We start from the raw sequence: 23,282 nt of genomic DNA, 5'->3' as shown, positions 1-23,282 counted from the left end.
CCGGTTGCCTGAGGGAGGCTTCCCATGCTCGACATGATCTGGCTGATTCCGTTCTTCCCCATGGTGGGCGCCCTGGTGAACGGCCTGTTCGGCCGGAGGATGCCCAAGGGGCTGGTGGCCACGGTGGCCTGCGGCAGCGTGTTCCTGTCGTTCTTGGTGTCGGTGGGGGCGTTCTTCAGCCTGAAGGCCCTGCCGCCGGCCGAGCGGGTGTTCGAGCAGGTGATCTTCGAGTGGATCGCCAGCGGGTCCACCAAGGTGACCCTGGGCTACCTGCTCGACCCGCTCAGCTGCGTGATGATCCTGGTGGTCACGGGCGTGGGCTTCCTGATCCACGTGTACTCGGTGGGGTACATGTCCCACGACCCCGGGTTCTCGCGCTACTTCACCTACCTCAACCTGTTCTGCTTCGCCATGCTCACCCTGGTGCTCGGCAACAGCTTCCTGGTGCTGTTCGTGGGCTGGGAGGGCGTGGGCCTGTGCTCCTACCTGCTGATCGGGTTCTGGTTCGAGGACGCGGCCAAGGCCGCGGCCGGCATGAAGGCGTTCATCGTCAACCGGATCGGGGACTTCGGGTTCCTGCTCGGCATGTTCCTGATCTTCTGGAAGTTCGGCACCCTGGACTTCGTTCCGATCATGAAGCAGGCGCCCGAGGTGCTGGTGGCCGGCGGCGCCATCGTGACCGCGATCACCCTGCTGCTGTTCGTGGGCGCCACGGGCAAGAGCGCCCAGATCCCCCTGTACGTGTGGCTGCCCGACGCCATGGCCGGCCCCACCCCGGTGTCGGCCCTGATCCACGCCGCCACCATGGTCACCGCCGGCGTGTACATGATCGGCCGGTGCAACGTGCTGTACTCCATGGCCCCCACCTCCATGACCGTGGTGGCCACGATCGGCGCGCTCACCGCCCTGTTCGCGGGCACCATCGCGATCACCCAGTACGACATCAAGAAGGTGCTGGCCTACTCCACGGTGAGCCAGCTCGGCTACATGTTCACGGCCATGGGCGTGGGCGCCTACGCCGCGGGCATCTTCCACCTGATGACCCACGCCTTCTTCAAGGCCTGCCTGTTCCTCGGGTCCGGCTCGGTGATCCACGGCATGCACGAGGAGCAGGACATGCGCAAGATGGGGGGCCTGCGAAAGCACATGCCCCACACCTACTGGACCTTCCTGATCGCCACCATCGCGATCGCGGGGGTGCCGCCCCTGGCCGGGTTCTTCTCCAAGGACGAGATCCTGTGGAACGCCTGGGCCAACGGGTTCAAGTTCCAATGGTTCCTCGGCTTCGCCGCCGCCGGCATCACCGCCTTCTACATGTTCCGGCTGGTGTTCATGACCTTCTTCGGCAAGGAGCGGTTCGATCCCCACGAGGTGCACGTGCACGAGTCGCCGGCCTCCATGACCGTGCCCCTGTGGATCCTGGCCGGGCTGTCCATCGTGGGCGGCTGGGTCGGGATCCCGGCGGCCCTGGGCGGGGCGAACCAGTTCCACCACTGGTTGGCGCCGGTGCTGGGCGGCGCGTCCGAAGCGGCCGAAGGGGTGAAGCAGGCCGCCAGCGGCCTGGGACTGGTGTCCACGGCCTGGGCCTCGGAGGCCGCGGGCGCCGCGGCCGAGGCGGGCGGCCACGCGGACCTGGTGGCCGAGTACGCCCTGATGTTCCTGAGCGTGGCCTACGCGCTCCTGGGCATCCTGGTGGCGTACATCTGCTACATCGCCAAGCCCGACCTGCCGGGCAAGGTGGCGGCCAAGTGCCGGGGCCTGTACGAGCTGCTGTACAACAAGTACTTCGTGGACGAGATCTACCAGGCCGTGTTCGTGGAGGGCACCCTGGCCCTGGCCACGTTCTGCTACGCGTTCGTCGACGTGGTGGTGATCGACGGCATCGTCAACGGCACCGGCTTGCTGGTGCGGTCGGTGGGGTCGGGCCTGCGGCGGTTCCAGACCGGCCAGGTGCAGGCATACGCCCTGACGATCCTTCTGGGGGCGGTGATCCTGGTGGGCTACTACGCCGTGGTGGCCTCGTTCTAAGAGGGGTGGAGGAGAGGTTGGGATGAGCCACTTTCCGTACCTGAGCACGATCACGTTCCTCCCCCTGCTGGGGGCCCTGGTGCTCCTCTTGATCCCTCGCCGGAGCGAGGGAGGGATCCGGGCTTGGACCCTGGCGGTCACGGCGGTCACCTTTGTGATCAGCCTGGCCCTGTGGGTGCGGTTCGACCCGACCCAGGGGGGCATGCAGTTCGTGGAGCGCAAGGCGTGGATCGAGTCCCTGGGCATCTCGTACTACGTGGGCATCGACGGCATCAGCCTGTGGCTGGTGCTCCTGACCACGTTCCTCAGCGTGATCTGCGTGCTGTCGAGCTGGGGCATCGCCAAGCGGGTCAAGGAGTACATGCTGTTCTTCCTGCTGCTCGAGACCGGCATGCTCGGCGCCCTGATCTCGCTGGACCTGGTGCTGTTCTACATCTTCTGGGAGGCCATGCTGATCCCCATGTACTTCCTGATCGGGGTGTGGGGCGGCACCGACCGGATCTACGCGGCGATCAAGTTCTTCATCTACACCATGGTGGGGTCGCTGCTCATGCTGGTGGCGATCCTGGCCCTGTACTACCTGAACATCCGGGCCGGCAACGCGCCCACCTTCGACCTGCTGAAGCTCTACGAGCTGAACCTGGCGCCCAACGTGCAGTTCTGGATGTTCGCGGCGTTCTGCCTGGCGTTCGCCATCAAGGTGCCCATGTGGCCCCTGCACACCTGGCTGCCCGACGCCCACACCCAGGCGCCCACGGCCGGCTCCGTGATCCTGGCCGGGGTGCTCCTGAAGATGGGCACCTACGGGTTCCTGCGGTTCGCCATGCCGCTGTTTCCCAACGCGGTGGAGGCCTGGGCCCCGTTCATGATGGTGGTGGCCGTGATCGGCATCATCTACGGCGCGCTGGTGGCCATGGTGCAGGACGACGTGAAGAAGCTGGTGGCCTACTCGTCCGTGTCCCACCTGGGGTTCGTGATGCTGGGGCTGTTCGCCCTGAACATGCAGGGGGTCCAGGGCGGCCTGTACCAGAGCCTGAACCACGGCATCTCCACCGGCGCCCTGTTCCTGCTGGTGGGCGTGATCTACGAGCGGCGCCACACCCGGGCCATCGCGGACTTCGGCGGCCTCGCCAAGTCCATGCCCAACTACGCCGTGGTGTTCCTAATCATCACCATGAGCTCCATCGGGCTGCCCGGCCTCAACGGGTTCGTGGGCGAGTTCCTGATCATGCTCGGCGCGTTCCTCACGTCCAAGACCGCGGCCGTGTTCGCGGCCACGGGTGTGATCCTGGCCGCGGGCTACATGCTGTGGATGGTGAAGCGGGTGTTCTTCGGGCCCCTGGACAAGGAGGAGAACCAGGGCCTGGCGGACCTGACCGGCCTCGAGTGGGGCTACCTGATCCCCATGGTCGTGATGGCCTTCTGGATGGGGATCTACCCGGGCACGTTCCTGCGCAAGACCGACGCCACCCTGGAGCTGTGGCTGGAGCGATTCGAGGCCAAGAAGGAGGCCTGCCGCAGCCTGGAGTCCCCGGGCGCCCTGGCGTGGCTTCAGGACGGCCTGAACCTGGTGTTCCCCGGATCCCACGCGGACTAACCGCGCTGCCCGAGAAGAGGTGAGCCGATGACGTTCTCCATGGCCGACATGCGACTGCTGACGCCGCACCTGGTGATCACGGCGGCGGCCCTGCTGGTGCTGCTCGCCGAGGCGGTGAGCCCGGGCCGGCGCAAGGGGTACCTGCCGTACCTGGGCATCGCGGGGATCGTGGTGGCCGCGTTCACCACGCCGGGGCTGTTCGGGCCGGCTCGCAGCGGGTTCTCCGGCATGCTGGCGGGCGACGCGTTCGCCGCGTTCGTGTACTTCATCCTGTACGCGGTCGGCGCCCTGACCCTGCTGGTGAGCGACGCGTACCTGCGGGACGAGGGGCGAGACCACGCCGAGTACTACGCCCTGGTGCTGCTGGCCTTGGTGGGCATGATGCTGATGGCCGGGGCCACCCACCTGATGAGCGTGTTCCTGGCCCTGGAGACCATGAGCATCGCCATCTACGCCCTGGCCGGGTTCTTCCGGGACGAGCGCTCGGCCGAGGCCAGCTTCAAGTACTTCATCCTGGGGGCGTTCTCGAGCGGGTTCCTGCTGTACGGCATCGCGCTGCTGTACGGTGCCTGCGGCACCACCGAGATCCAGGGCATCCTGGACGCGTTCGCCTCGAACCGGGCCCTGGCCGGGTCGCCCATGGCCCTGGCCGGGGTGGGCCTGGTGACCGTGGGGTTCGCGTTCAAGGTGGCCGCGGTGCCGTTCCACATGTGGACCCCCGACGCGTACCAGGGCGCGCCCACCTCGGTGACGGCGTTCATGGCCACCGGGGTGAAGGCCGCTGCGTTCGCCGCCGTGCTGCGGGTGTTCTTCGTGGCGTTCCAGACCCTGCACGTGGACTGGAGCGGGGTACTGTGGGTGCTGGCGCTGCTGACCATGACCCTGGGCAACCTGACGGCCATCGCCCAGACCGACGTGAAGCGCATGCTCGCCTACTCGTCCATCGCCCACGCCGGGTACATCCTGGTGGGCGTGGTGGCGGGCACGCCCGAGGCCGGGGCCGGCATCCTGTACTACCTGCTGGCCTACGCCTTCATGAACATCGGCGCGTTCGCCTGCCTGGTCATGGTGGGCCGCAAGGGCCACGAGAACACCGAGCTGGACGCGTTCGCCGGGCTGGGCTTCAAGTTCCCGGCCCTGGGGCTCGCGATGAGCCTGTTCATGTTCTCCATGGCCGGCATCCCGCCCACGGCCGGGTTCATCGGCAAGTTCCTGATCTTCAAGGCCGCCGTGCACCAGGGGTACTACTGGCTCACGATCTTCGGTGTGCTGAACTCGGCGGCCAGCGTGTACTACTACCTGCGGGTGATCGTGACGATGTACTTCAAGCCCGAGCCGGACACGCCCGTGGTCGAGGCCCTGCGCGCCGGCCCGTCCATGGCGGTGGCCACGATCCTGGCCGGCCTGGGGGTGCTGTACTTCGGCATCGTGCCGGGCGGCCTGGTGGACCTGGCCGAGCAGGCCCTGCGCTACCTGGTGTAGCCTTGACGGGGACCCGGCTCGCTGGTAGGGTCGGCCGGCAACGGGGAGAGAGACGCATGGCGCAGGTGACGACGATTCGGACGACCGGCTGGTGGTGGTGGCCCGTGAACCGGGGCTGACCGCCGCCGTTTTCCCCAGTGGGTAGAGCGCGCCGCGGGCAGCCCGAGCTGCCCGCGGCGCTTTCGTATCGGACGAGGGCCGCGGGAGACCGCGGCCCTCGTTGCGTTGGGCCGAAGCGGAGACGGCAGCCTTCCAACCTGCCGGTGGGAAGCCCCTTCTGGTCCCTGCGGGACCCTACAACGACGGGAAGGGTAACTTGCGTGGGTCCGGGGCTCATTGCCGGCGGCGGGGCATGGGTTTCAGGAGCCAGAATTCAGGGGACAGGAGCCAAAAGAAAGGCAAAGACGTTGTGGCTACAGCGGCGTCGTGGGACCACGACCCGTCCACTGACATCTGTCCTCTGACCCCTGATCCCCATGCCCCCCGGACCGTGAGGTGGAGGCGACGAGGTATGGTGGTTCCTAGAACGTGCGGGAATCCGGGAGGCTTTCAAGCCTTCTAGCCTCCTGGCCTTCCAGCCTTCTGGCCTTCCCGCCGTCAAGCGGTAATGCCAAGTTGCGTTCAAACCAAGATCCATCCGGCGGCCGGGGCAAGGGGCCTGACGGCTTTGAACGCAACTTGGTATAACTCGCTGGAGAAACGATCCATGGCCGCACGAATTCTGGTGGAGCGATCCCAGTTCGACCGCATGGCCCGCAGCCACCCGGTGGTGCCGGTGGCGGCGCGGCTTCCGGCCGACACCGAGACCCCTGTGAGCACGTACCTGAAGGTGGCGGACGGGCCCTGGTCGTTCCTGCTGGAGAGCGTGGAGGGCGGAAGCCGGTGGGGCCGGTACTCCCTGGTGGGCCTGGACCCGTTCCTGCGGTTCGAGGCGAGGGGGGAACGCTCGTGGGTGGAGGACGGCTGCCACGGCCGCACCGAGGGGCCCACGCTGGACCTGCTCCGGCAGGTGCTGGCGGACCACCGGATGCCCCGGGTGGAGGGGCTCCCCCGCTTCGCCGGGGGGCTGGTGGGGTACGTGGGGTACGGCGCGGCCCGGCTGTTCGAGCGGATCCCGGCCGGCGAGCCCGAGCCCATGGGCCTGCCGGACCTGCGGCTGTTCGCCCCCCGCAGCCTCCTGGCCTTCGACAACGTGCGAAAGACCCTGGACGTGATCGTGCTGGTGCGGCCCGGCCGGGGCGAGGGGTACGACGACGGCCTCGGCCGGATCGGGGACCTGCTCGGCCGGCTGCGCATCCCCCTGGACGAGGCCCGGGTGTACCCGGAGGCGGTGCCCCCGCCGGAGCTCGAACCGGTGATCCCCCGGGAGCGGTTCGAGGCCATGGTGGTCCGGGTTCGCGAGGCGATCCACGCCGGCGAGGCGATCCAGGTGGTGCTGTCCCAGCCGTTCGAGGGGCCGTGCGGGGTCGATCCGTTCACGGCCTACCGAGCCCTGCGGGCCCTGAACCCCAGCCCGTACCTGTTCCACCTGGCCCTGGGCGAGGAGGTCCTGGTGGGGGCGAGCCCGGAGGTGATGGTTCGGAAGGAGGGGAACCGGGCCCTGGTACGGCCCATCGCCGGCACCCGGCCCCGGGGCGCCACGCCCGAGGAGGACCGGGCCCTGGAACGGGAGCTGCTGGCCGACGAGAAGGAGCGGGCCGAGCACCTGATGTTGGTGGACCTGGGCCGAAACGACCTGGGGCGGGTGGCCGCGCCCGGAGGGGTGCGGTTGGAGGAGTCGTTCGTGGTGGAGCGCTACTCCCACGTGATGCACATCGTGTCCACGGTGTCGGCCGAGCTGGGGGCCGGGGTGGACGCCCTGGACGTGTTGGCCGCCACGTTCCCGGCCGGCACGGTGTCGGGCGCGCCCAAGGTGCGCGCCATGGAGTGGATCGCCCGGCTCGAGCCCCGGGAGCGGGGGGTGTACGCCGGGGCCGTGGGCTACCTGGGGTTCGACGGCAACATGGACACCTGCATCACGATCCGCACCCTGGCGTTCCGGGGCGGGCGGGTGGTGGCCCAGGCCGGGGCCGGCATCGTGGCCGACTCGGACCCGGCGTTCGAGTACGAGGAGACGCTCCACAAGTCCGCCGCGCTCCGCCGGGCCCTGGAGCTCGCGGCCCGCGGCCTGGAGCCGGAGTGAGGGTTACGACCAACGACCGACGACTAACGACCAACAACCAACAACCGGATTCCTCCCATGCTGCTGATGATCGACAACTACGACTCGTTCACCTACAACCTGGTCCAGTACTTCGGCATCCTGGGCGAGGAGGTCCGGGTGTTCCGGAACGACCGGATCACGCCCGACGAGGTGGAGCGGCTCGCCCCGGACCGGATCGTGATCTCGCCCGGGCCCGGCGACCCCACCGACGCCGGCGTCAGCGTGGAGGTGATCCGGCGGTTCGCGGGCCGGGTGCCGATCCTGGGGGTGTGCCTGGGCCACCAGTCCATGGGCTACGCCTACGGCGGCCGGATCGTGCGGGCCAAGAGGCTGATGCACGGCAAGACCTCCTGGGTGCACCACGACGGCACCGGCATCTACCGGGGCATCCCGAACCCGTTCGAGGCCACCCGGTACCACAGCCTGGTGATCCGGAAGGACACCCTGCCCGAGCGGTTCCGGGTCACGGCCTGGACCGAGGACGACGACGAGATCATGGGCATCGCCGACGACGGGGCCCGGCTCTATGGCATGCAGTACCACCCCGAGTCCATCCTGACGAAGGAGGGGATGAACGTGCTCCGGAACTTCCTGGAGCTGCGGTGAGATCGGCTGGGAGGCCGGAAGGCTGGGACGCTAGGACGCTTGAAAACCTCCGTGATCTCCCAGCGTTCCAAGCATGGGTACACCTCTTTAGCGTCACCTCAGGGTCTCGGGGGGGCATGGGGCCTGCTGGAGCGCCGGGCGCGGCTCCTTGGCTCGCCGCGCCCCCCGAACATCCGTAGCTTTGTCGAATTCCAGGGCCCTCCGCTGTCGTCGCCCGAACAAGCCGCTTCGGCGACGGCATGCGAAGGCGCGGCGATCGGATGCTGCACTCGCGCCCGGCCGGAAGCAGGCCCCATGCCCCGCCGCCGGCAATGGGCCCGGACCAACGAAAGTTGCCCTTCCCGTTTAGGGCCCCCAGGGGTCTGATGGAGCTTTCCAGCCTCCTAGCCTTCAAGCCTTCACAGGAGAGATCTCATGTTCAAGGAACTGATCCACAAGCTCGTCGAGGGCCGCGACCTGACCGAGGGGGAGATGATCGAGGCCATGGAGGCCATCATGGGGGGCGAGGCCACCCACGCCCAGATGGCCGCGTTCCTGACCGCCCTGCGGATCAAGGGCGAGACCGTGGAGGAGATCACCGGTGCCGCCCGGGTGATGCGGGAGCACGCCACCCCCATCCGGGTGGAGCCCCGCAAGGAGGTGCTGACCCTCGACCGGGACGAGATCAACGTGGAGTACGAGTCCATCCTGGACACCTGCGGCACCGGCGGCGACGACACCAACACCTTCAACATCTCCACCACCACGGCCCTGGTGGTGGCCGCGGCCGGGGTTCGGGTGGCCAAGCACGGCAACCGGGCCGTGTCGAGCCGGTGCGGCAGCGCCGACGTGCTGGAGGCCCTGGGCGTGAACCTGGACGTGACCCCCGAGGTGGTGGAGACCTGCATCCGGGAGATCGGCATCGGGTTCCTGTACGCGCCGCTCCTCCACTCGGCCATGCGTCACGTGGCCCCGGTGCGCCGGGAGATGGGGATCCGCACCGTGTTCAACGTGCTGGGCCCCCTCACGAACCCGGCCGGGGCCAGCCGCCAGGTGCTCGGGGTCTACCGGAGGGACCTCACCGGCAAGCTGGCCCGGGTGCTCCAGCGGCTGGGGAGCGAGCGGGCGTTCGTGGTCCACGGGTCGGACGGGCTCGACGAGATCACGATCACCGGGCCCACCCACGTGGCCGAACTCCGCAACGGCTCGGTGGAGGAGTTCGACCTGCACCCCGAGGAGCTGGGGCTTCGCACCGCGCCCCCCGAGGCGATCCACGGCGGCAACGCCGAGGAGAACGCCCGGATCGTCCGGTCGATCCTGGAGGGAGAGAAGGGGCCCCGCCGCGACGTGGTGCTGCTGAACGCGGGCGCGGCCCTGCTGGTGGCCGGGGCCACCAAGGACCTGATGTGGGGCATCCGCATGGCCCAGGACGCCATCGACTCGGGCCGGGCCCTCCAGAAGCTGGAGCAGCTCGTGGAGATCACGAACCGATGACGATCCTTGACCGCATTGTGGCGGCCCGCCGCCGGCGGGTGGACGAGGCCCAGGAGAAGGTGCCCTTGGAGTTCCTGTGGGACCGGTGCGGGCCCCGCCGCCGGGGGGCCGACCCCCTGGAGCGGCTGGCATCCTGGCCCCCCGACCGCCGGGCCGTGATCGCCGAGGTGAAGCGCCGCAGCCCGTCCAAGGGCGACCTGCGCCCCGACCTGGACCCGGCCGGCCTGGCCCGGGCCTATGCCGAGGCCGGCGCGTTCGCCGTGTCGGTGCTGACCGAGCCCGACTTCTTCGGGGGCAGCCTCGAGGACCTGCGCGCCGTGCGCGGGGCCGTGGACCTTCCGGTGCTCCGGAAGGACTTCGTGATCGACCCCTACCAGGTGTGGGAGGCCCGGGCCTGGGGCGCGGACCTGGTGCTCCTGATCGCGGCGGTGCTGGGCCCGCGCCTGGGCGAGTTCGTGGAGCTGTGCCGGCTGGTGGGGGTGGAGCCCCTGGTGGAGGTCCACGACGGCGACGAGCTGGACGCGGCCCTGGCCGCGGGGGCCCGGTTCGTGGGCATCAACAACCGGAACCTGGCCACCTTCGAGGTGAGCATCGAGGTGACCCGACGGCTCCTGCCCCGGATCCCGGCCGACCGGGTGGTGGTGAGCGAGAGCGGGCTCGGCTCGGCCCGGGACCTGGACCTGCTGGAAGCCGAGGGCGCGCGGGCGTTCCTGATCGGCGAGGCCCTGGTGACCGCGCCCGACCCGGGCGCGGCCCTGCGCGCGCTCGTGGAGCGCGGGCCATGAGGCCGACCCCGGATCCCGTCAGAGTCCGGCCCATCCCCCGGGCGGGAGGGCGGAAGAGGCTGGGGCACGCGCGGGTCCGGCTTTCCAGCGTTCTAGCGTTCCAGCCTTCTAGCCCGCGGCCCCACGGGGGCCGTGAACCATGAGGACCCGGGTCAAGGTGTGCGGCCTCACCCGGCGGGACGACGCCCTGCTGGCGGCCGACCTGGGAGTCGACGCCCTGGGGTTCGTGTTCGCGCCGGGCACGAAGCGGCCGGCCGACCCCGAGGTGGTGGCCCGGGTGGTGGAGGAGCTGCCGCCGTTCGTGGCGGCCGTGGGGGTGTTCCGGAACCAGCCCGTGGACGAGGTGCGCCGGCTGGTTCGCGGCTGCGGGCTCCACCTGGCCCAGCTCCACGGCGACGAGGATCCCGCCTACATCCGGGCCCTGGGCCTGCCGGTGCTCAAGGCGGTGGGCATCGCCGGCCCGGCCGACCTGGACCGGTTGAGCCGCTACCCGGGGCTCTCGGCGTTCCTGCTCGACGCGCCGGGCGGCGGGACCGGCCGGACCATCGACTGGGGCCTGGCCCGGGAGGCCCGGCGCTACGGCCGGATCGTTCTGGCCGGAGGGCTCACCCCGGAAAACGTGGCCGAGGCGATCCGCACCGTGCGGCCCTGGGCGGTGGACGCGGCCTCGGGCACCGAAGCACGGCCCGGCGTGAAGGACCCGGACCGGCTCCGGCGGTTCCTGGAGGCGGTCCGGGCGGCGGACGCCGGCTGCCCTACCCCCCCAGCATCCCCTTCTTGAGCCGCGAGTCGGCCGGTACCTCCCCGAGCCAGATGCCCCACAGGGCCTCCATGAAGTCCTTGCCCTCGATCACGCCCTTCACCTGGCCGGCGATGGCCACCTCGGTGCCCTGGCCGGGCAGGTAGGTGAGGGTGACCACCTGGCCGTCCTCCACCTCGTCGGGGAACAGGGCCAGGAACCGGTCGATCCGGGCCCGAAGCGCGTCGAGCCGCTCCTGGGCCGCCTTGAAGAACCCCTCCTCGAACGCGTCGCGCAGCTTGTCGCCGCCCACGTCGCGCAGGAAGTACATGGAGATCCGCTTGGGCTCGTCGGCCCGGATGGCCGCGGCCCCGTCCGAGGTGGGGGTGGTGAGGTACAGGGCGCCCACGTACACCTTGAAGAAGAACTTCTTGCGGAGCCCGAGCCCCTGGAGCCGCAGGGTGTGGCCCTCCACGGTGACCGTGTCGGGCACCCGCACCCCGGCCAGCTCGGCCGCGGAGGCCGCGCCCGCGGCCACGAACAGGAAGAGCACCAACAACGGAAGCGCGCGTCTCATGGGAACCTCCTTGGGAAAAAGGGCACGCATCTTGTATCCTACCGTCTCCCGGGACGCTCGCCCCGGAATCTCCGGTGCCTGAACGGTGAGTGTTCACCATAACGCGGTCTGTTTCAACCACGGAATGAAAAAGGGAGGAACGGGAATGGCTGACCAGGCGAGAAAGGTCGTGGTGGACGTGAACGATGGCATCGCCACGCTGACCATCGACCGGCCCAAGGCCCTGAACGCCCTGAACGGGGCGGTGGTCGCCGACCTGGAGGCCGCCTTCGACGAAGCGGTGGCCCGGCCCGACGTGAAGGCCCTGGTGATCCAGGGGGCGGGCGACAAGGCGTTCGTTGCCGGCGCGGACATCAAGTTCTTCATCGACAACATCGAGGCCGACCGGGTGGGCGACATCGTGGCCTTCGCCCGGCGGGGCCAGAAGGTGCTCCGGAAGATCGAGAAGAGCCCCAAACCCGTGATCGCTAAGGTGGACGGGCTGGCCCTGGGCGGCGGGCTGGAGCTGGCCCTGGCCTGCACCGCGATCGTGGTCACCGACAAGGCGGGCGTGGGCCTGCCCGAGACCGGCATCGGCATCTTTCCGGGCCTGGGCGGTACCCAGCGCACGGCCCGGGTGGTGGGCAAGGAGCTCGGGAAGTACCTGGTGTTCACCGGCCAGATCCTCGACGGCAAGACCGCCCACGAGATCGGCCTGGCCGGCTACCTGGCGGCCGACGACGTGGACGGCTTCATCCGCGACCTGGTGGCCCGGGGCGAGTTCCGCGACAAGTACGCGCCCAAGCCCACCCCGGCCGGGTGGGAGCCGGTGGTGGAGGCGTTCTCCGACGCCCACGTCCAGGAGGTGCTGGCCGGCACCGCGCCCAACGACGACCCGCGGGTGGCCGCCGCGGTGAAGGCCGTCGGCCGAAAGGCGCCGCTGGCCCTGAAGGTGGCGAACCGGATCATCGACGAGGGGTTCCAGAAGAGCCTCGACGACGCCCTGGAGCTGGAGCTCGCCAACCTGGGCGAGATCTTCTCCACCCAGGACGCCCTGGTGGGCCTGAAGAGCGTGATCGAGAAGTCCCGCCCCGCGTTCAAGGGCGAGTAAAAGGGGGCGGCCGCGCACCGTGGACCGCTCGCAGCACCCACGACGAACGACCCACGGCCTTCCAGCTTTCCAGCTTTCTAGCCTTCTAGCTTTCGAGCCGAGAGAACCATGCCCGAGATCAAGCCGTTTCGCGCCCAGAAGCGCATGAAGGAACTGATGGCGGCGCACTTCCGCGGAGTGGACGCCGCCGCCAAGGACCCCGACCGGAAGGTGGCGTGGTGCACCAGCGTGGGTCCGGCCGAGCTCCTGCACAGCTTCGGGTTCGAGGTGTACTACCCCGAGAACCACGGGGCCATGCTGGGGGCCACCCGGTCGGCCGAGAAGTACATCCCCCTGGCCAACGCCCTGGGGTACAGCCCCGACATCTGCAGCTACCTCACCTCGGACATCGGCGCGTTCCTGGCCGGGGAGACCCCGCTCCAGCGGGCCTACGGCCTGGAGGGCGTGCCCCGGCCCGACGTGCTCGTGTACAACACCAACCAGTGCCGGGACGTGAAGGACTGGTTCTCGTTCTACGGCCGCAGGTTCGGGGTTCCGGTGATCGGGGTGAACTCGCCCACCGGCATCTCCGAGGTGACCCAGGCCCACGTGGACGCCATGGTGGCCCAGTTCCAGGCCCTCATCCCCACCCTGGAGGAGGTGTCGGGCCGCCGGTTCGACCCGGACCGGTTCCGGGAGGTCATGGGGCTCTCGGCCGAAACCTCGGACCTGTGGAAGGAGTGCCTGTGGCAGGCGAGCCACCGGCCCGCCCCGCTCACGTTCTTCGACGCCTGCATCCTGATGGGCCCGGCCGTGGTGCTGCGGGGAACGCCCGAGGCCGTGGCGTTCTACAAGGAGCTGCTGGCCGAGCTCAAGGAGCGGGTGGACGGCGGGGTGGCCGCGGTGGAGGGCGAGCGGCACCGGGTGTACTGGGAGGGCATGCCGGTGTGGGGCAAGCTCCGGGACCTGGCCCTGTTCTTCCAGGAGCTCCGGACCGCGGTGGTGGTGAGCACCTACTGCAACTCCTGGGTGTTCGACGCCTTCGACCCGGCCGAGCCGTTCGAGAGCATGGCCCGGGCGTACCTGGAGCTGTTCATCGTGCGCTCCGACGACGCCAAGGAGCGGATCATGGCCCGGCTGATCGAGGAGTTCCAGGTTGACGGGGTGGTGTACCACGACGCCAAGACCTGCCCCCACAACTCCAACACCCGCTACGGCCTGCCCCAGCGGCTCAAGGAGAGGACCGGGGTGCCGTTCATCGTGATCTACGGCGACCTGAACGATCTGCGGTGCTTCTCGGAGGAGCAGGCCAAGACCAACATCGAGGCCTTCGTCGAGCAGCTGGGGCCCGGCCGGGCCGCGGCCGGAGGGTAGGGCCGTGGCCGCCCACGTGCTGGGGCTCGACCTGGGCTCCTCGTGGTCCAAGGCGGTGCTGCTCGATCCGGACGGCCGGGTGGCCGGCCGGGCCCTGCGCCGCACCGGCATCCGGTTCGAGGACGCGGCCCGCGACCTGCGCGACGAGGTGCTGTCCGCGGCCGGCGTGGACCGGGTGGGGTGCACCGTGGCCACGGGCTACGGCCGGCGCAACGTTCCGTTCGCGGACGCCCGGCGCACCGAGATCTCGTGCCACGCCAAGGGCGCCTACCACTTTTTCCCCCGCGAGATGGACGTGGTGGACATCGGCGGCCAGGACAACAAGATCATCCACGTGCGCCGGGACGGCACGGTGGCCAACTTCCTGATGAACCGCAAGTGTGCGGCCGGAACCGGCGCGTTCGTGGAGGAGATCGCCCACCGGCTCGACATCCCCCTGGAGCGGATCGAGGCCCTGGCCGAGGGCGCCACCCGCGAGATCACCCTGTCGTCGTTCTGCACCGTGTTCTCGGCCACCGAGGTGATCAAGCTGATCCGCGAGGGCGAGGAGCCCGAGAACCTCTGCCGGGGCATCTTCAACTCGGTGATCGCCCGGGTGGTGGAGATGGGCCCGTTGGGCGAGTTCATCGTCATGAGCGGGGGCGTGGTGGCCGCGTTTCCCATCGTGGCCAAGATCATGGCCGAGCGCACCGGCGCGGCCGTGGAGGTGCCCCCCGATCCCCAGTTCCTGGGGGCGTTCGGAGCCGCGCTGGTGGCCCGGGAGGAGTTGGGCGCAGACCCATGAGCGAAGCGGTGGAGTTCGAGATCGGGCCGATTCGGCCCCCCAGCGAGGCGGGTAGCTACCTGCTGCGGCTGACCCGCAACTGCCCCTGGAACCGGTGCCGGTTCTGCCGCACCTACAAGCGCCACCGGTTCAGCCTGAGGCCGGTGGAGGAGATCGAGGCCCAGATCGACGAGATGGCCCGCATCCGCGACCGGCTGCGGGCCGAGGGGGGCTCCGACGGGCCCCGCGCCCTGGTGGCCCGGGGCCTGGTGACCACCGAGGCCGAGTGGATGGTGGCCAACGCCCTGGCCAATGGGGGCCGCACCGCGTTCCTCCAGGACGCGGACTCCCTGGTCATGAAGCCCGAGAACCTGAAACGGGTGCTCGTCCGGTTCCGGGAGCGGTTCCCCGAGGTGGAGCGGATCACCACCTACGCCCGGTCCCGCACCGTGGCCCGGCTGCCGGTGGAGGTGCTGCGGACCTACGGCGAGCTGGGCCTCACCCGGATCCACATCGGCATGGAGACCGGCCACGACCCCCTTCTGGAGCTCATCAAGAAGGGGGCCACGGCCGAGATCCACATCAAGGCGGGCCGCAAGGTCAAGGAGGCGGGCCTGGAGCTGAGCGAGTACATCATCCCAGGCCTGGGCGGCCGGGAGATGAGTGAGGGCCATGCCCTGGACTCGGCCCGGGTGCTCAACGCCATCGACCCGGACTTCATCCGGCTGCGCACCCTGACCCTGGGGCCCAAGGTGGACCTTTGGTCCGAGTTCCACGGGCCCGAGGCCCGGCTCACCCGCCAGACCGACGCCGAGATCGTGGCCGAGATCCGGCGGTTCATCGAGGCCCTCGACGGCATCCACAGCCGGCTGGTGAGCGACCACATCATGAACCTGCTGGGCGACCTGGAGGGCCGGCTGCCCGACGAGAAGCAGGCCCTGCTCGACCGGTGCGACGCGTTCCTCTCCCTGGATGCGGGGGAGCAGCGGCTCTACCAGGTGGCCCGGCGGGCCGGCCTGGTGAACGGGCTCTCCGACCTGGAGATCCCCGAGGTGCGGGCCCGGGCCGAGTCCCTGCTGGCCGAGGTGGCCCGCTCCTACGGCCCGGACCGCATCGAAGAGGCCTGCCGGGACATGATGCTGCGGTTTGTGTGAGGAAGGCTGGGCGGCGAGGTAGCCTGGCGGCTGGGCGGCTACGAGGCGTCCCTCGTCCGTGGCCGCGCCGTAACGTCGCGGTTTTCGCCCAACCCGAGGGGCAGGTGAAACGATCGCCCTCTCCCCCCAACGGGGGGAGAGGGCCGGGGTGAGGGGGGGGAGCCTTACAGCTTTCTAGCTTTCCAGCCTCCTAGCATCCTAGCATCCTAGCCTTCCAGCCTCCTAGCAGGTGAAACCCCATGCGCATCGACTTTTTCGAGGTGAAAGGCCCCCGGTGGGACCTGGCCCTGTGCGAGAGGGTGGAGCAGGCCTACGCCGCGGGGCTCCGTGTGTACGTGTGGGCCGAGTCCCAGGCCGACGCCCGGCACCTGGACGACCTGCTGTGGGAGTTCCGGGAGGACTCGTTCGTGCCCCACGGCCTGTGGCAGGGCGGGGACGGCATCGACGACCCCGTGGCCGTGGGCTGGATGCCGGGCAACCCCAACGGCGCCCGGTGCCTGGTGCTGGCCCGGGACGCCCGTCCGGACGAGATCCAGGGGTTCGACCGGGTGGTGGACTTCGCCCCGGTGGACCTGCCCGACCGGGTCGGCCCGGCCCGGCAGCGGTTCAAGGCCTTCCGCGCGGCCGGCCTGCCGGTGCGCTTCCACAAGGCCTGATCTTCGGGCCTTCGGCCCGCCGGGCGGCCGGCTTCCAACCCCCCCTTCCAACTGACATGGGAGGGGACACTCTATAGTCCCTCCGTCAAGCAAAAATTTACGGGGGGTGGGGCTGACAGGTTATTTAGTTATTGTAAGGAGGCCACCGGAGTTGGGTGGTCTCTGGCGATCACGGGCCCGAGCCGGGAGCGGGTGGCCTGCGCCCGGCGGGCGCGGCAGGAGGCGGGGACGACGTTTGACGCGTTGGCCCGGCGAACGGGGCGGACGCAGGCGTCGGTGTGGCAAATGGTCCGGTTGACGGAGGGAGGGTGAGAACAACTTTATAACCTGTCAACCCTCCCTCCCCGGCGTAAAGGACGTGCTGCGCATGGAGGTGGCCCCGGCCCTGGGGTGCACCGAGCCCTCGGCCATCGCCCTGGCGGCGGCCGCCGCGGCCTCTTTGTTGGAGGGGGAGACGGCCGAGGCGATCGAGGTGTGGGTGGACCCCAACGTGTACAAGAACGGCCTGGCCGTGTCGATCCCCGGGGCCCGGGGCGCGTCCGGGCTCGACCTGGCCGTGGCCCTGGCGGTTGCCGGCGGGAGGGAGGATGGGGTATGGTTTTTGTCTCTAAAATTAAGGAGTTTGCAAAGGCCTTTTCCATCGGTGCATCTCAAAAGAAGGGAGAAATCGCGTGCGTCGCCCGTTGCGAACTCGGATCTACGCCCTGTGCGCGGTCTTTGCTCTCGCCGGCGGCTGGGTCGCCGGGTGTGGGGGCGGTGGCGGCTCGGCCGGAGGGGACACGCCCCCGGCCGAAACCGATCCGGCTCAGAACGTCGCGGAGAGCCTGGCCGACCCGGACCGGGCCGAACAGGGCGTCTGGCAGATGCTCGCGTTGCTGGGGATCGGGGTGTACACCCCGGACGGCCAGCAGGTGCTGGCCGGCTCCGAACAGAGCGAGGAGGATTTCTGGCTGTACGACTTCGAGGTCCCGATGCTCGCGGCCATGGCCGGCGGAGCGGCGGCCCCGTTCGACGCGTACGCCGAGGTGGTGCAGGCACACGGCTACACCGGCACGGCCGAGGAGCTGCAGTCGGTGTACCGGGCGGTCTACGCCGCCCACCCGGACCACCCCTTCGTGAAACTGCTGGCCGCCACGGGCCTGGACTTCGACGACGCGCCCCGACTCACCCCGCTCCAGCAGTGGCTCCTCCTTCTGGACACTTTCGTGCCCCCCAACGGCCAGGCCGCCTCCCGGCGCGGCGGGCGTTCCGTCGCGCAAACGGGGTGCGGGGGCACGATCATCGGCGGGAACCTGGTCTCGTTCTGGGGGCTGGCTGGCAGCGAGACGACCCTGGTCCTGTCCGGATACCAGGCGTATCTCGCGATCCACGGGGCCGTGCTCGCGCAGGCGGCCACGGCGCGGATCGAGGCATCGACCACGGAGATCCACGAGGGCCACGACGGACCGGGCGACACCGTCACCTACAGCGTCACCGTGGAGGCCGACTACGTCCCCGACGCGACGTTCGACGTGGGGTGCGGGGTGCTGACGGACGTCGCCTGGAAGCCCCTCCAGGGCGGGCTCTGGAACGCCCTGGTGTCGTGGGACGTGCCCGTGGTGTTCGACGAGCACGCGACGATGATCGGCCAGGACGGGGTGACGGACGCGGACGGCAAGGCCGAACTCCAGCTCCAGGCCGTGGCGGAGGAGGCCGGCGGAAACGGCACCTACGTGGAAGAGGTCGGCGCGGTGGGGGCCTGGGTGGACGTAAAGCCGGCCCTCCAGGCGGCCGGCATCACCAGCCCCCAGCTCCTGGCGTTCGTGCCCCCGCGCATCTACGCCGGCACCGCGCCGGTGGTGGTGTCGTGGCACGAGTCGTGCGACGCGTTCGTGCTGCGCTACGAATGGCGTACGGACCAGAGCGGGGGCGGATACGCCAGCTGGGTCGAGGTGGACGGCGAGGTGGAGGTGAAGATCGATCTCGACGATCCGGCCCACCCGGTGAGCGGACAGGCGGACCTGCCCCTGACCGGGGCGGGGCAGTTCCTGTCGGCGGACGGAACCGGATGCTCCTGGACTATCGACGGTACCGACCGGGTCACGGTGGCCGGCGCCGTGCAGCCCGGGACGGGCGACAGCCCTCCCACTGCAGCGCTCACCGTGTCGCACGAACAGACCGGCCAGGTATCCTCGGAAGAGGGGTGCGGCGCCTGGCTCCCCCTCTCGTTCAGCGCGTCCGTCACCCTCCCGCTCCGGGACGGCGAACGGCTCGAAGACGTGTCGCTGGGCACCACCGGCAGCTACACCGTGGAGCTTGCCTGCCAGCCGGAGTTTTGACGTTGGCGGTGGTGCTAGGGATGATCCGGCCGGCGTAGCACTCGGGCGAGTCGATCTGCCCGAGGCCACCCCGCATGCCGGTGGCCCGCATGCCGGTGGCAGGTGGTGCCGAGCTGGAGGTGCGGGTGGATGCCTCGGAACCGGAAGCCCTACGCTGGGGGGTGGGGACAGGTTATTTAGTTATTGTAAGGGGGGCACCGGAGTTGGGTGGTCGCTGGGGAGGTGGCCAGGGACCTCGGAGTGGATGTAGCGGCGATCACGGGCCCGATCCGGGAGCGAAAGGTGGCCTGCGCCCGGCGGGCGCGGCAGGAGGCGGGGACGACGTTTGACGCGTTGGCCCGGCGAACGGGGCGGACGCAGGCGTCGGTGTGGCAAATGGTCCGGTTGACGGAGGGAGGGTGAGAACAACTTTATAACCTGTCAACGTCCCCTCCGGTCTCCTGTTGGGGGTCGTAGAGGGGGGCCTTCGGCTTGGGCTTCGGTTCCCGCGCCGGCTCGGCTGCGTCTTCAGAATCTCGCCGTAGATCACGATCTCCTCGGCCTACTTCCTCGCCACGAACACAACCGGCCGGCACGGCGGTGGCGGCAGTCGAAGGTCACGGCGTAGCCGGTCCGCAGTCGGTTCATCACCGGCGTTCCCACATCCCGACCAGACCCCAAAAAGAGTCCCCTGGGCTCGTCACGCACGGTGTCGGCCCCCTCTGCCGGCCCGGGGCTTGCGGAGCCGCCGTGGCCCGGATAGACTAGTCTGCAAACTAGTCGGAAGGAGGGAGATGCAATGGAAACGATCGGGGCCTACGAGGCGAAGACACACCTCTCGGCGCTGCTCGACCGGGTGGCCTCGGGCGAGCGCATCACCATTACGCGCAGAGGGGTTCCCGTCGCCGTCCTGACGCCGGTCCCGGACGGGGTCCGGGACGCAACCTCTGCGGCGGCCGACCTCAGGCGCCTGCGGCGGGGGGCCCGACTCGACGGCCTGACGATCCGCGAGATGATCGAGGAAGGCCGGCGGTGAGCACTGTGGTTGTCGACTGCTCCGTGGCCTTGGCGTGGTGTTTCGAGGACGAAACCACGGAGTTCACCGAGGCCGTTTTGGACGCTGTGGTGGCCGGAGGAGCGGTTGTCCCTTGCCTGTGGCCGCTGGAGGCCGCAAACGTTCTCCTCGTTGCCGAGCGCCGAAAGAGGATCTCTGAAGCGCAGGCGACCCAGTTCCTGGACCGCCTCCTCGCACTGCCGATCCAGATCGAGACGCCTGCGGGCAACGAGACCTGGACACGGGTGCACGCGCTCGGGCGCACCCACGGCCTGTCGTCCTACGACGCGGCCTACCTGGACCTCGCCATCCGCAGGGGGCTGCCCCTGGCCACGCTCGATCGGGACCTGAAGAAGGCGGCCGAGAACTCCGGTGTGCCGCTGTTCGTTCCGGGGTGACTTTGGGGGCGTTCGTGCAGGGCGTGCTTGACGTAGGCCCATGGGGGATGGCCGCTGCAAGGTTAATAAGTTGCGTCCCAGAGGGGGAACGTTGTTCGGTTATTCGGTTGGGAAGGATGGCACTGCCTCCAGCCAGGGATCTTGGCTGGGAGCCTCGAAGAGGTACACGGTGAGTTCCGAGGATATGCGCAGGAACGCCGCGTCGTTTGTGAGCACGGCGTCGCACCGGGCGGCCGTCGCCGTGGCGCAGTGGATCGCGTCCGGGGTGCGGAGCCCGTACCGGGCGCGCAGGTCTGCCGCGCGCAACGCGATGGACGGGGTGAGGTCCAGAATCCGAAGGTGCGGGAAGTTTTCTAGGATTCTTGCGAGTTCCCGGGCGCGGCGGGGTTCTCCTGCCCGATAGGCCGGGACCAAGAGTTCCGTGAACACGAGGCTTGCAGCCACGCCTTGGAGTTCCCCGGCCTCCAGGCGTGCGAAAAACCGCCGTGCCGTCGGGTAGTGAACAGGATGGCGCTCGAGGAGGTAGATCCACGCCACCGTGTCGATGCCAACGGTCGAGCCCGGGGGGATGTCTTCGGGAGTCACCCGTCCCATTCCTCCCGCTCCTTCTTCAGGGCCTCCGCGGAGCCCCGCCACAGATCGCCCCCGATTCTTTCGAGTTCGTCGAGAGCGGACCGCTCGGCCTTCCGGACGACGACGGAATTCCCCTCTTGCCGGATCTCCAGAAGGTCGCCGGCCTTCAGGCCGAGGCGACGGCGGATGGCGGCCGGTATCACGATCTGGGACTTGCTGCTCAGACGAGCCACTGGCATGAGGGCGCCTCCCGTTTTTGCTTTACGTTGCAGTAAAGCAACGCAGGGGAGCCGCGTCAAGACTTGCTGGGTGCATGCGCCGGTCTACGGAGCGGTTCGTGATCCACCAAGCACGGCCGGCGGCCGAGCTGATCCCGGTGTGGGGGTGGGGGACACTCTATAGTCCCTCCGTCAAGCAAAAAATTTATGCTGTGATAACAAGTGGTTGAGCGAACCCATGGTTTTCGGGTACACCCCACCCCCGATCGGATCACGTCGGCGACGTCTCTGCCTCGGCGGATCTGCAACCTCACCGTTATCGGGCAACCCGACGTCCGCGGCCCTCCTGTCTGGTACCGCAGCGTCCACCACTCCTCATCCAGGTTCGCAGATCCGGCAGAGAGGCCCAGGATTGTCCCGCCCGAGGTCTTCTGCCTCTACGTTGCTAATCGGGCTCTCCCGCCGAACCAAGTTGTCGGAGTCGGTGGACCGCTACCCGGTCTGCCCCGCCAGGAACCGCTCCGGGTCGAACACCGACCGGGTCTTCATCAGGTGCCAGGCCACCACCAGGAGCTTGGCGGCCAGTTTGACGTACATCTTCTGCCGGATGCCCCGCTCATGCTGGCGCCCCTCCAGGCACCGGGTGAAGTACGCCCGGATTGCCGGGTTCTGGTGGGCTGCGATGATGGCCGCATGGACCAGGGCGTAGCGTAACGCCCCCTTACCCTGCTTGGAGATCTTGGGCACAGCCCGATCGCTCGTCTTCCCGCTGCGGCTCGCACACAGATCCAGTCCGGCCAAGCGAACGACCTGCCGTCGGTGCTGGAACCGGTGGGGATCGCCGATGGCGGCCAGCACCATGGCGGCCAACACCGGGCCGACGCCCGGGATGGACAGGAGGCTCCGGGCCTCGGGAAATCCCAAGAGGCTCTCGCGCATCTGCTGCTCCACCTCGACCAAGTGCGTTCGCACGAGGTCCAGTTCCTCGACGAGGCGTTTGGCCTCCCACCGGATGGTCTCGTCCATCGGGCACCCGATCGACGTCTTCGCGGCCTCCCAGACCTCGCGCACCTTCCGCTCCTGGCGGATGTTCCACCTCGGAAGGGCGATGCGGTTCCAAAACGCCTCGAACTCCATCTGGGCGATCTCGCGCGGATCCATGCCGTGTCGGATCACCTGGAGCACCACCCGGTCGGCAATCCCCCGGCCGTAGGCCCGCTCCAACTCGGGGAAGAACTGGGCCACCAGGTGATTGCGAATCCGCATCCGAAGGGCGTGCTCTCGCTTCTTGAGCCGCACCCGTGCCCGCACCAGGTTGCGCAACTCCCGCAGCGGCTCTCCAGGAGCATCGGGGAACAGCACCCGCCCCTGGCCCACCAGGTCGGCCACGTTCGCTGTGTCGGCTGCGTCGTTCTTGTCCCAGCGACCGTCCAAAAGCTCCCGATTGCGTTGGACCGCCACGTTGGACACCTGCACCACGCACTCGCCCCGCTCGATGAGGTACGCCAGCAGCGGCTTGTGGTACACTCCCGTGGGCTCCAGCCCGAACACCCGCTCCGAAAGGCCGTGGCGCTGCTGGAGATCCCGGGCCAACTCGCGCAGACGTTCGAACCCTTCTCGGGTATTGGCAAACACGAATCGCTTGTAAAGGGTGGTGCCGCCAGAGGTACCGAAGAACGCGTGGTGCTTCTCTTTAGCCACGTCGATCCCGATGACGAGGTAATCGTTGGAGCCCCGGACTTTGGACCGGAACTGACGGAACCACTCCAGACGTTTGACATCGCTACTCATCTTGAGGTCCTCCTGTGTGCAGGGGTTTCTGGGTGGAAACCTTGTGCCAGGAGGGCCTCTTTTTGTATAGATTCCTTTTTGTCTTCTGATTCTTTACGATGTGCCCCCTGAACCTTTCTTTCCTCAAGCTCTCAAGCAATGATAACGCTGACAGGTTATTTAGTTGTTGTAAGGGGGCCACCGGAGTTGGGTGGTCGCTGGGGATGTGGCCAGGGACCTCGGAGTGGATGTAGCGGCGATCACGGGCCCGAGCCGGGAGCGGAAGGTGGCCTGCGCCCGGCGGGCGCGGCAGGAGGCGGGGACGACGTTCGACACGTTGGCCCAGCGAACGGGGCGGACGCAGGCGTCGGTGTGGCAAATGGTCCGGTTGACGGAGGGAGGGTGAGAACAACTTTATAACCTGTCAACGTCCCATCCGGTCTCCATCCGGTCTCATGGTGCCTGC

The 23,282-nt window shown here is 68.9% G+C and carries 20 protein-coding genes and 1 pseudogene; 17 read left to right on the top strand and 4 right to left on the bottom strand.

Annotation, left to right across the window (positions count from 1 at the left end):
• Positions 1 to 24 precede the first annotated feature (24 nt).
• From nuoL to DEFCA_RS0112595, 8 genes are all read left to right on the top strand, one after another.
• A complete protein-coding gene (gene nuoL, locus DEFCA_RS0112630; protein ID WP_025323386.1) occupies positions 25 to 2,028 on the top strand; it encodes an NADH-quinone oxidoreductase subunit L in 2,004 nt (667 codons plus the stop codon).
• A 22-nt stretch (positions 2,029 to 2,050) separates the two neighbouring features.
• Positions 2,051 to 3,625 (top strand): NADH-quinone oxidoreductase subunit M, encoded by a 1,575-nt coding sequence (locus DEFCA_RS0112625; RefSeq protein ID WP_025323385.1) that lies wholly within the window; start codon positions 2,051 to 2,053, stop codon positions 3,623 to 3,625.
• A 27-nt stretch (positions 3,626 to 3,652) separates the two neighbouring features.
• Positions 3,653 to 5,107: an NADH-quinone oxidoreductase subunit N gene (locus tag DEFCA_RS0112620; RefSeq protein ID WP_025323384.1), complete on the top strand. Its 1,455-nt coding sequence runs from the start codon at positions 3,653 to 3,655 to the stop codon at positions 5,105 to 5,107.
• Positions 5,108 to 5,813: 706 nt separating this feature from the next.
• On the top strand, positions 5,814 to 7,289 hold the full coding sequence (locus DEFCA_RS0112615) for an anthranilate synthase component I family protein (RefSeq protein ID WP_025323383.1): 1,476 nt from the start codon (positions 5,814 to 5,816) through the stop codon (positions 7,287 to 7,289).
• A gap of 57 nt (positions 7,290 to 7,346) precedes the next feature.
• The gene (locus tag DEFCA_RS0112610) at positions 7,347 to 7,916 is read left to right on the top strand and encodes an aminodeoxychorismate/anthranilate synthase component II (protein WP_025323382.1); all 570 of its coding nucleotides are present in this window, start codon (positions 7,347 to 7,349) and stop codon (positions 7,914 to 7,916) included.
• A gap of 414 nt (positions 7,917 to 8,330) precedes the next feature.
• Positions 8,331 to 9,389, top strand: coding sequence for an anthranilate phosphoribosyltransferase (gene trpD / locus DEFCA_RS0112605; RefSeq protein WP_025323381.1), 1,059 nt, complete (start codon positions 8,331 to 8,333; stop codon positions 9,387 to 9,389).
• Entirely contained in the window at positions 9,386 to 10,174 is a 789-nt protein-coding gene (gene trpC, locus DEFCA_RS0112600) for an indole-3-glycerol phosphate synthase TrpC (RefSeq protein ID WP_025323380.1), read from the top strand. The genes trpD and trpC overlap by 4 nt, the downstream gene beginning before the upstream one ends.
• Before the next feature lie 139 nt (positions 10,175 to 10,313).
• Positions 10,314 to 10,955 (top strand): phosphoribosylanthranilate isomerase, encoded by a 642-nt coding sequence (locus DEFCA_RS0112595; RefSeq protein ID WP_025323379.1) that lies wholly within the window; start codon positions 10,314 to 10,316, stop codon positions 10,953 to 10,955.
• On the opposite strand, the gene DEFCA_RS0112590 is transcribed toward DEFCA_RS0112595, so the two are convergent.
• Complete coding sequence (locus DEFCA_RS0112590; protein WP_025323378.1) at positions 10,930 to 11,490, bottom strand: chalcone isomerase family protein; 561 nt, start codon at positions 11,488 to 11,490, stop codon at positions 10,930 to 10,932. The genes DEFCA_RS0112595 and DEFCA_RS0112590 overlap by 26 nt on opposite strands.
• Before the next feature lie 145 nt (positions 11,491 to 11,635).
• Between DEFCA_RS0112590 and DEFCA_RS0112585 the strand changes: the two genes are divergently transcribed.
• The 9 genes and pseudogenes from DEFCA_RS0112585 (at position 11,636) to DEFCA_RS0112540 (ending at position 20,255) form a co-directional block, all read left to right on the top strand.
• Positions 11,636 to 12,580 carry an enoyl-CoA hydratase/isomerase family protein gene (locus DEFCA_RS0112585; RefSeq protein ID WP_025323377.1) on the top strand — a complete coding sequence of 315 codons (945 nt, stop codon included), beginning with the start codon at positions 11,636 to 11,638 and terminating at the stop codon, positions 12,578 to 12,580.
• A gap of 108 nt (positions 12,581 to 12,688) precedes the next feature.
• Positions 12,689 to 13,933 (top strand): 2-hydroxyacyl-CoA dehydratase subunit D, encoded by a 1,245-nt coding sequence (locus DEFCA_RS0112580; protein WP_025323376.1) that lies wholly within the window; start codon positions 12,689 to 12,691, stop codon positions 13,931 to 13,933.
• 4 nt (positions 13,934 to 13,937) lie between these two features.
• Positions 13,938 to 14,717: an acyl-CoA dehydratase activase gene (locus DEFCA_RS0112575; protein ID WP_025323375.1), complete on the top strand. Its 780-nt coding sequence runs from the start codon at positions 13,938 to 13,940 to the stop codon at positions 14,715 to 14,717.
• Positions 14,714 to 15,850, top strand: a complete 1,137-nt coding sequence (locus DEFCA_RS0112570) for a radical SAM protein (protein ID WP_025323374.1) — start codon at positions 14,714 to 14,716, stop codon at positions 15,848 to 15,850. Before DEFCA_RS0112575 ends, DEFCA_RS0112570 begins: the two co-directional genes overlap by 4 nt.
• 239 nt (positions 15,851 to 16,089) lie before the next feature.
• Positions 16,090 to 16,506, top strand: coding sequence for a DNA polymerase III subunit chi (locus DEFCA_RS0112565; protein WP_025323373.1), 417 nt, complete (start codon positions 16,090 to 16,092; stop codon positions 16,504 to 16,506).
• Between the two features lie 367 nt (positions 16,507 to 16,873).
• Positions 16,874 to 17,086 (top strand): annotated as a pseudogene (locus tag DEFCA_RS24550) (serine dehydratase subunit alpha family protein); the annotation flags it as partial.
• Between the two features lie 91 nt (positions 17,087 to 17,177).
• Positions 17,178 to 18,824: a hypothetical protein gene (locus DEFCA_RS0112555; protein WP_025323372.1), complete on the top strand. Its 1,647-nt coding sequence runs from the start codon at positions 17,178 to 17,180 to the stop codon at positions 18,822 to 18,824.
• A gap of 778 nt (positions 18,825 to 19,602) precedes the next feature.
• A complete protein-coding gene (locus DEFCA_RS0112545; RefSeq protein WP_025323370.1) occupies positions 19,603 to 19,839 on the top strand; it encodes a type II toxin-antitoxin system Phd/YefM family antitoxin in 237 nt (78 codons plus the stop codon).
• On the top strand, positions 19,836 to 20,255 hold the full coding sequence (locus DEFCA_RS0112540; protein ID WP_025323369.1) for a type II toxin-antitoxin system VapC family toxin: 420 nt from the start codon (positions 19,836 to 19,838) through the stop codon (positions 20,253 to 20,255). The genes DEFCA_RS0112545 and DEFCA_RS0112540 overlap by 4 nt, the downstream gene beginning before the upstream one ends.
• Before the next feature lie 99 nt (positions 20,256 to 20,354).
• On the opposite strand, the gene DEFCA_RS0112535 is transcribed toward DEFCA_RS0112540, so the two are convergent.
• The 3 genes from DEFCA_RS0112535 to DEFCA_RS0112525 all read right to left on the bottom strand — a co-directional run bounded on the left by DEFCA_RS0112535 (position 20,355) and on the right by DEFCA_RS0112525 (position 22,837).
• A complete protein-coding gene (locus tag DEFCA_RS0112535; RefSeq protein WP_025323368.1) occupies positions 20,355 to 20,849 on the bottom strand; it encodes a type II toxin-antitoxin system VapC family toxin in 495 nt (164 codons plus the stop codon).
• A complete protein-coding gene (locus DEFCA_RS0112530; RefSeq protein WP_025323367.1) occupies positions 20,837 to 21,067 on the bottom strand; it encodes an AbrB/MazE/SpoVT family DNA-binding domain-containing protein in 231 nt (76 codons plus the stop codon). Before DEFCA_RS0112530 ends, DEFCA_RS0112535 begins: the two co-directional genes overlap by 13 nt.
• 471 nt (positions 21,068 to 21,538) lie before the next feature.
• Complete coding sequence (locus tag DEFCA_RS0112525; protein WP_025323366.1) at positions 21,539 to 22,837, bottom strand: IS110 family RNA-guided transposase; 1,299 nt, start codon at positions 22,835 to 22,837, stop codon at positions 21,539 to 21,541.
• Positions 22,838 to 23,282: the final 445 nt, after the last annotated feature.

Origin of the sequence: Deferrisoma camini S3R1 (genome assembly GCF_000526155.1) — a bacterium.
Lineage (GTDB): Bacteria > Desulfobacterota > Deferrisomatia > Deferrisomatales > Deferrisomataceae > Deferrisoma > Deferrisoma camini.
The sequence above is the reverse complement of the archived record's forward strand: the minus strand, read 5'-3'. Positions and strand labels throughout refer to the sequence as shown.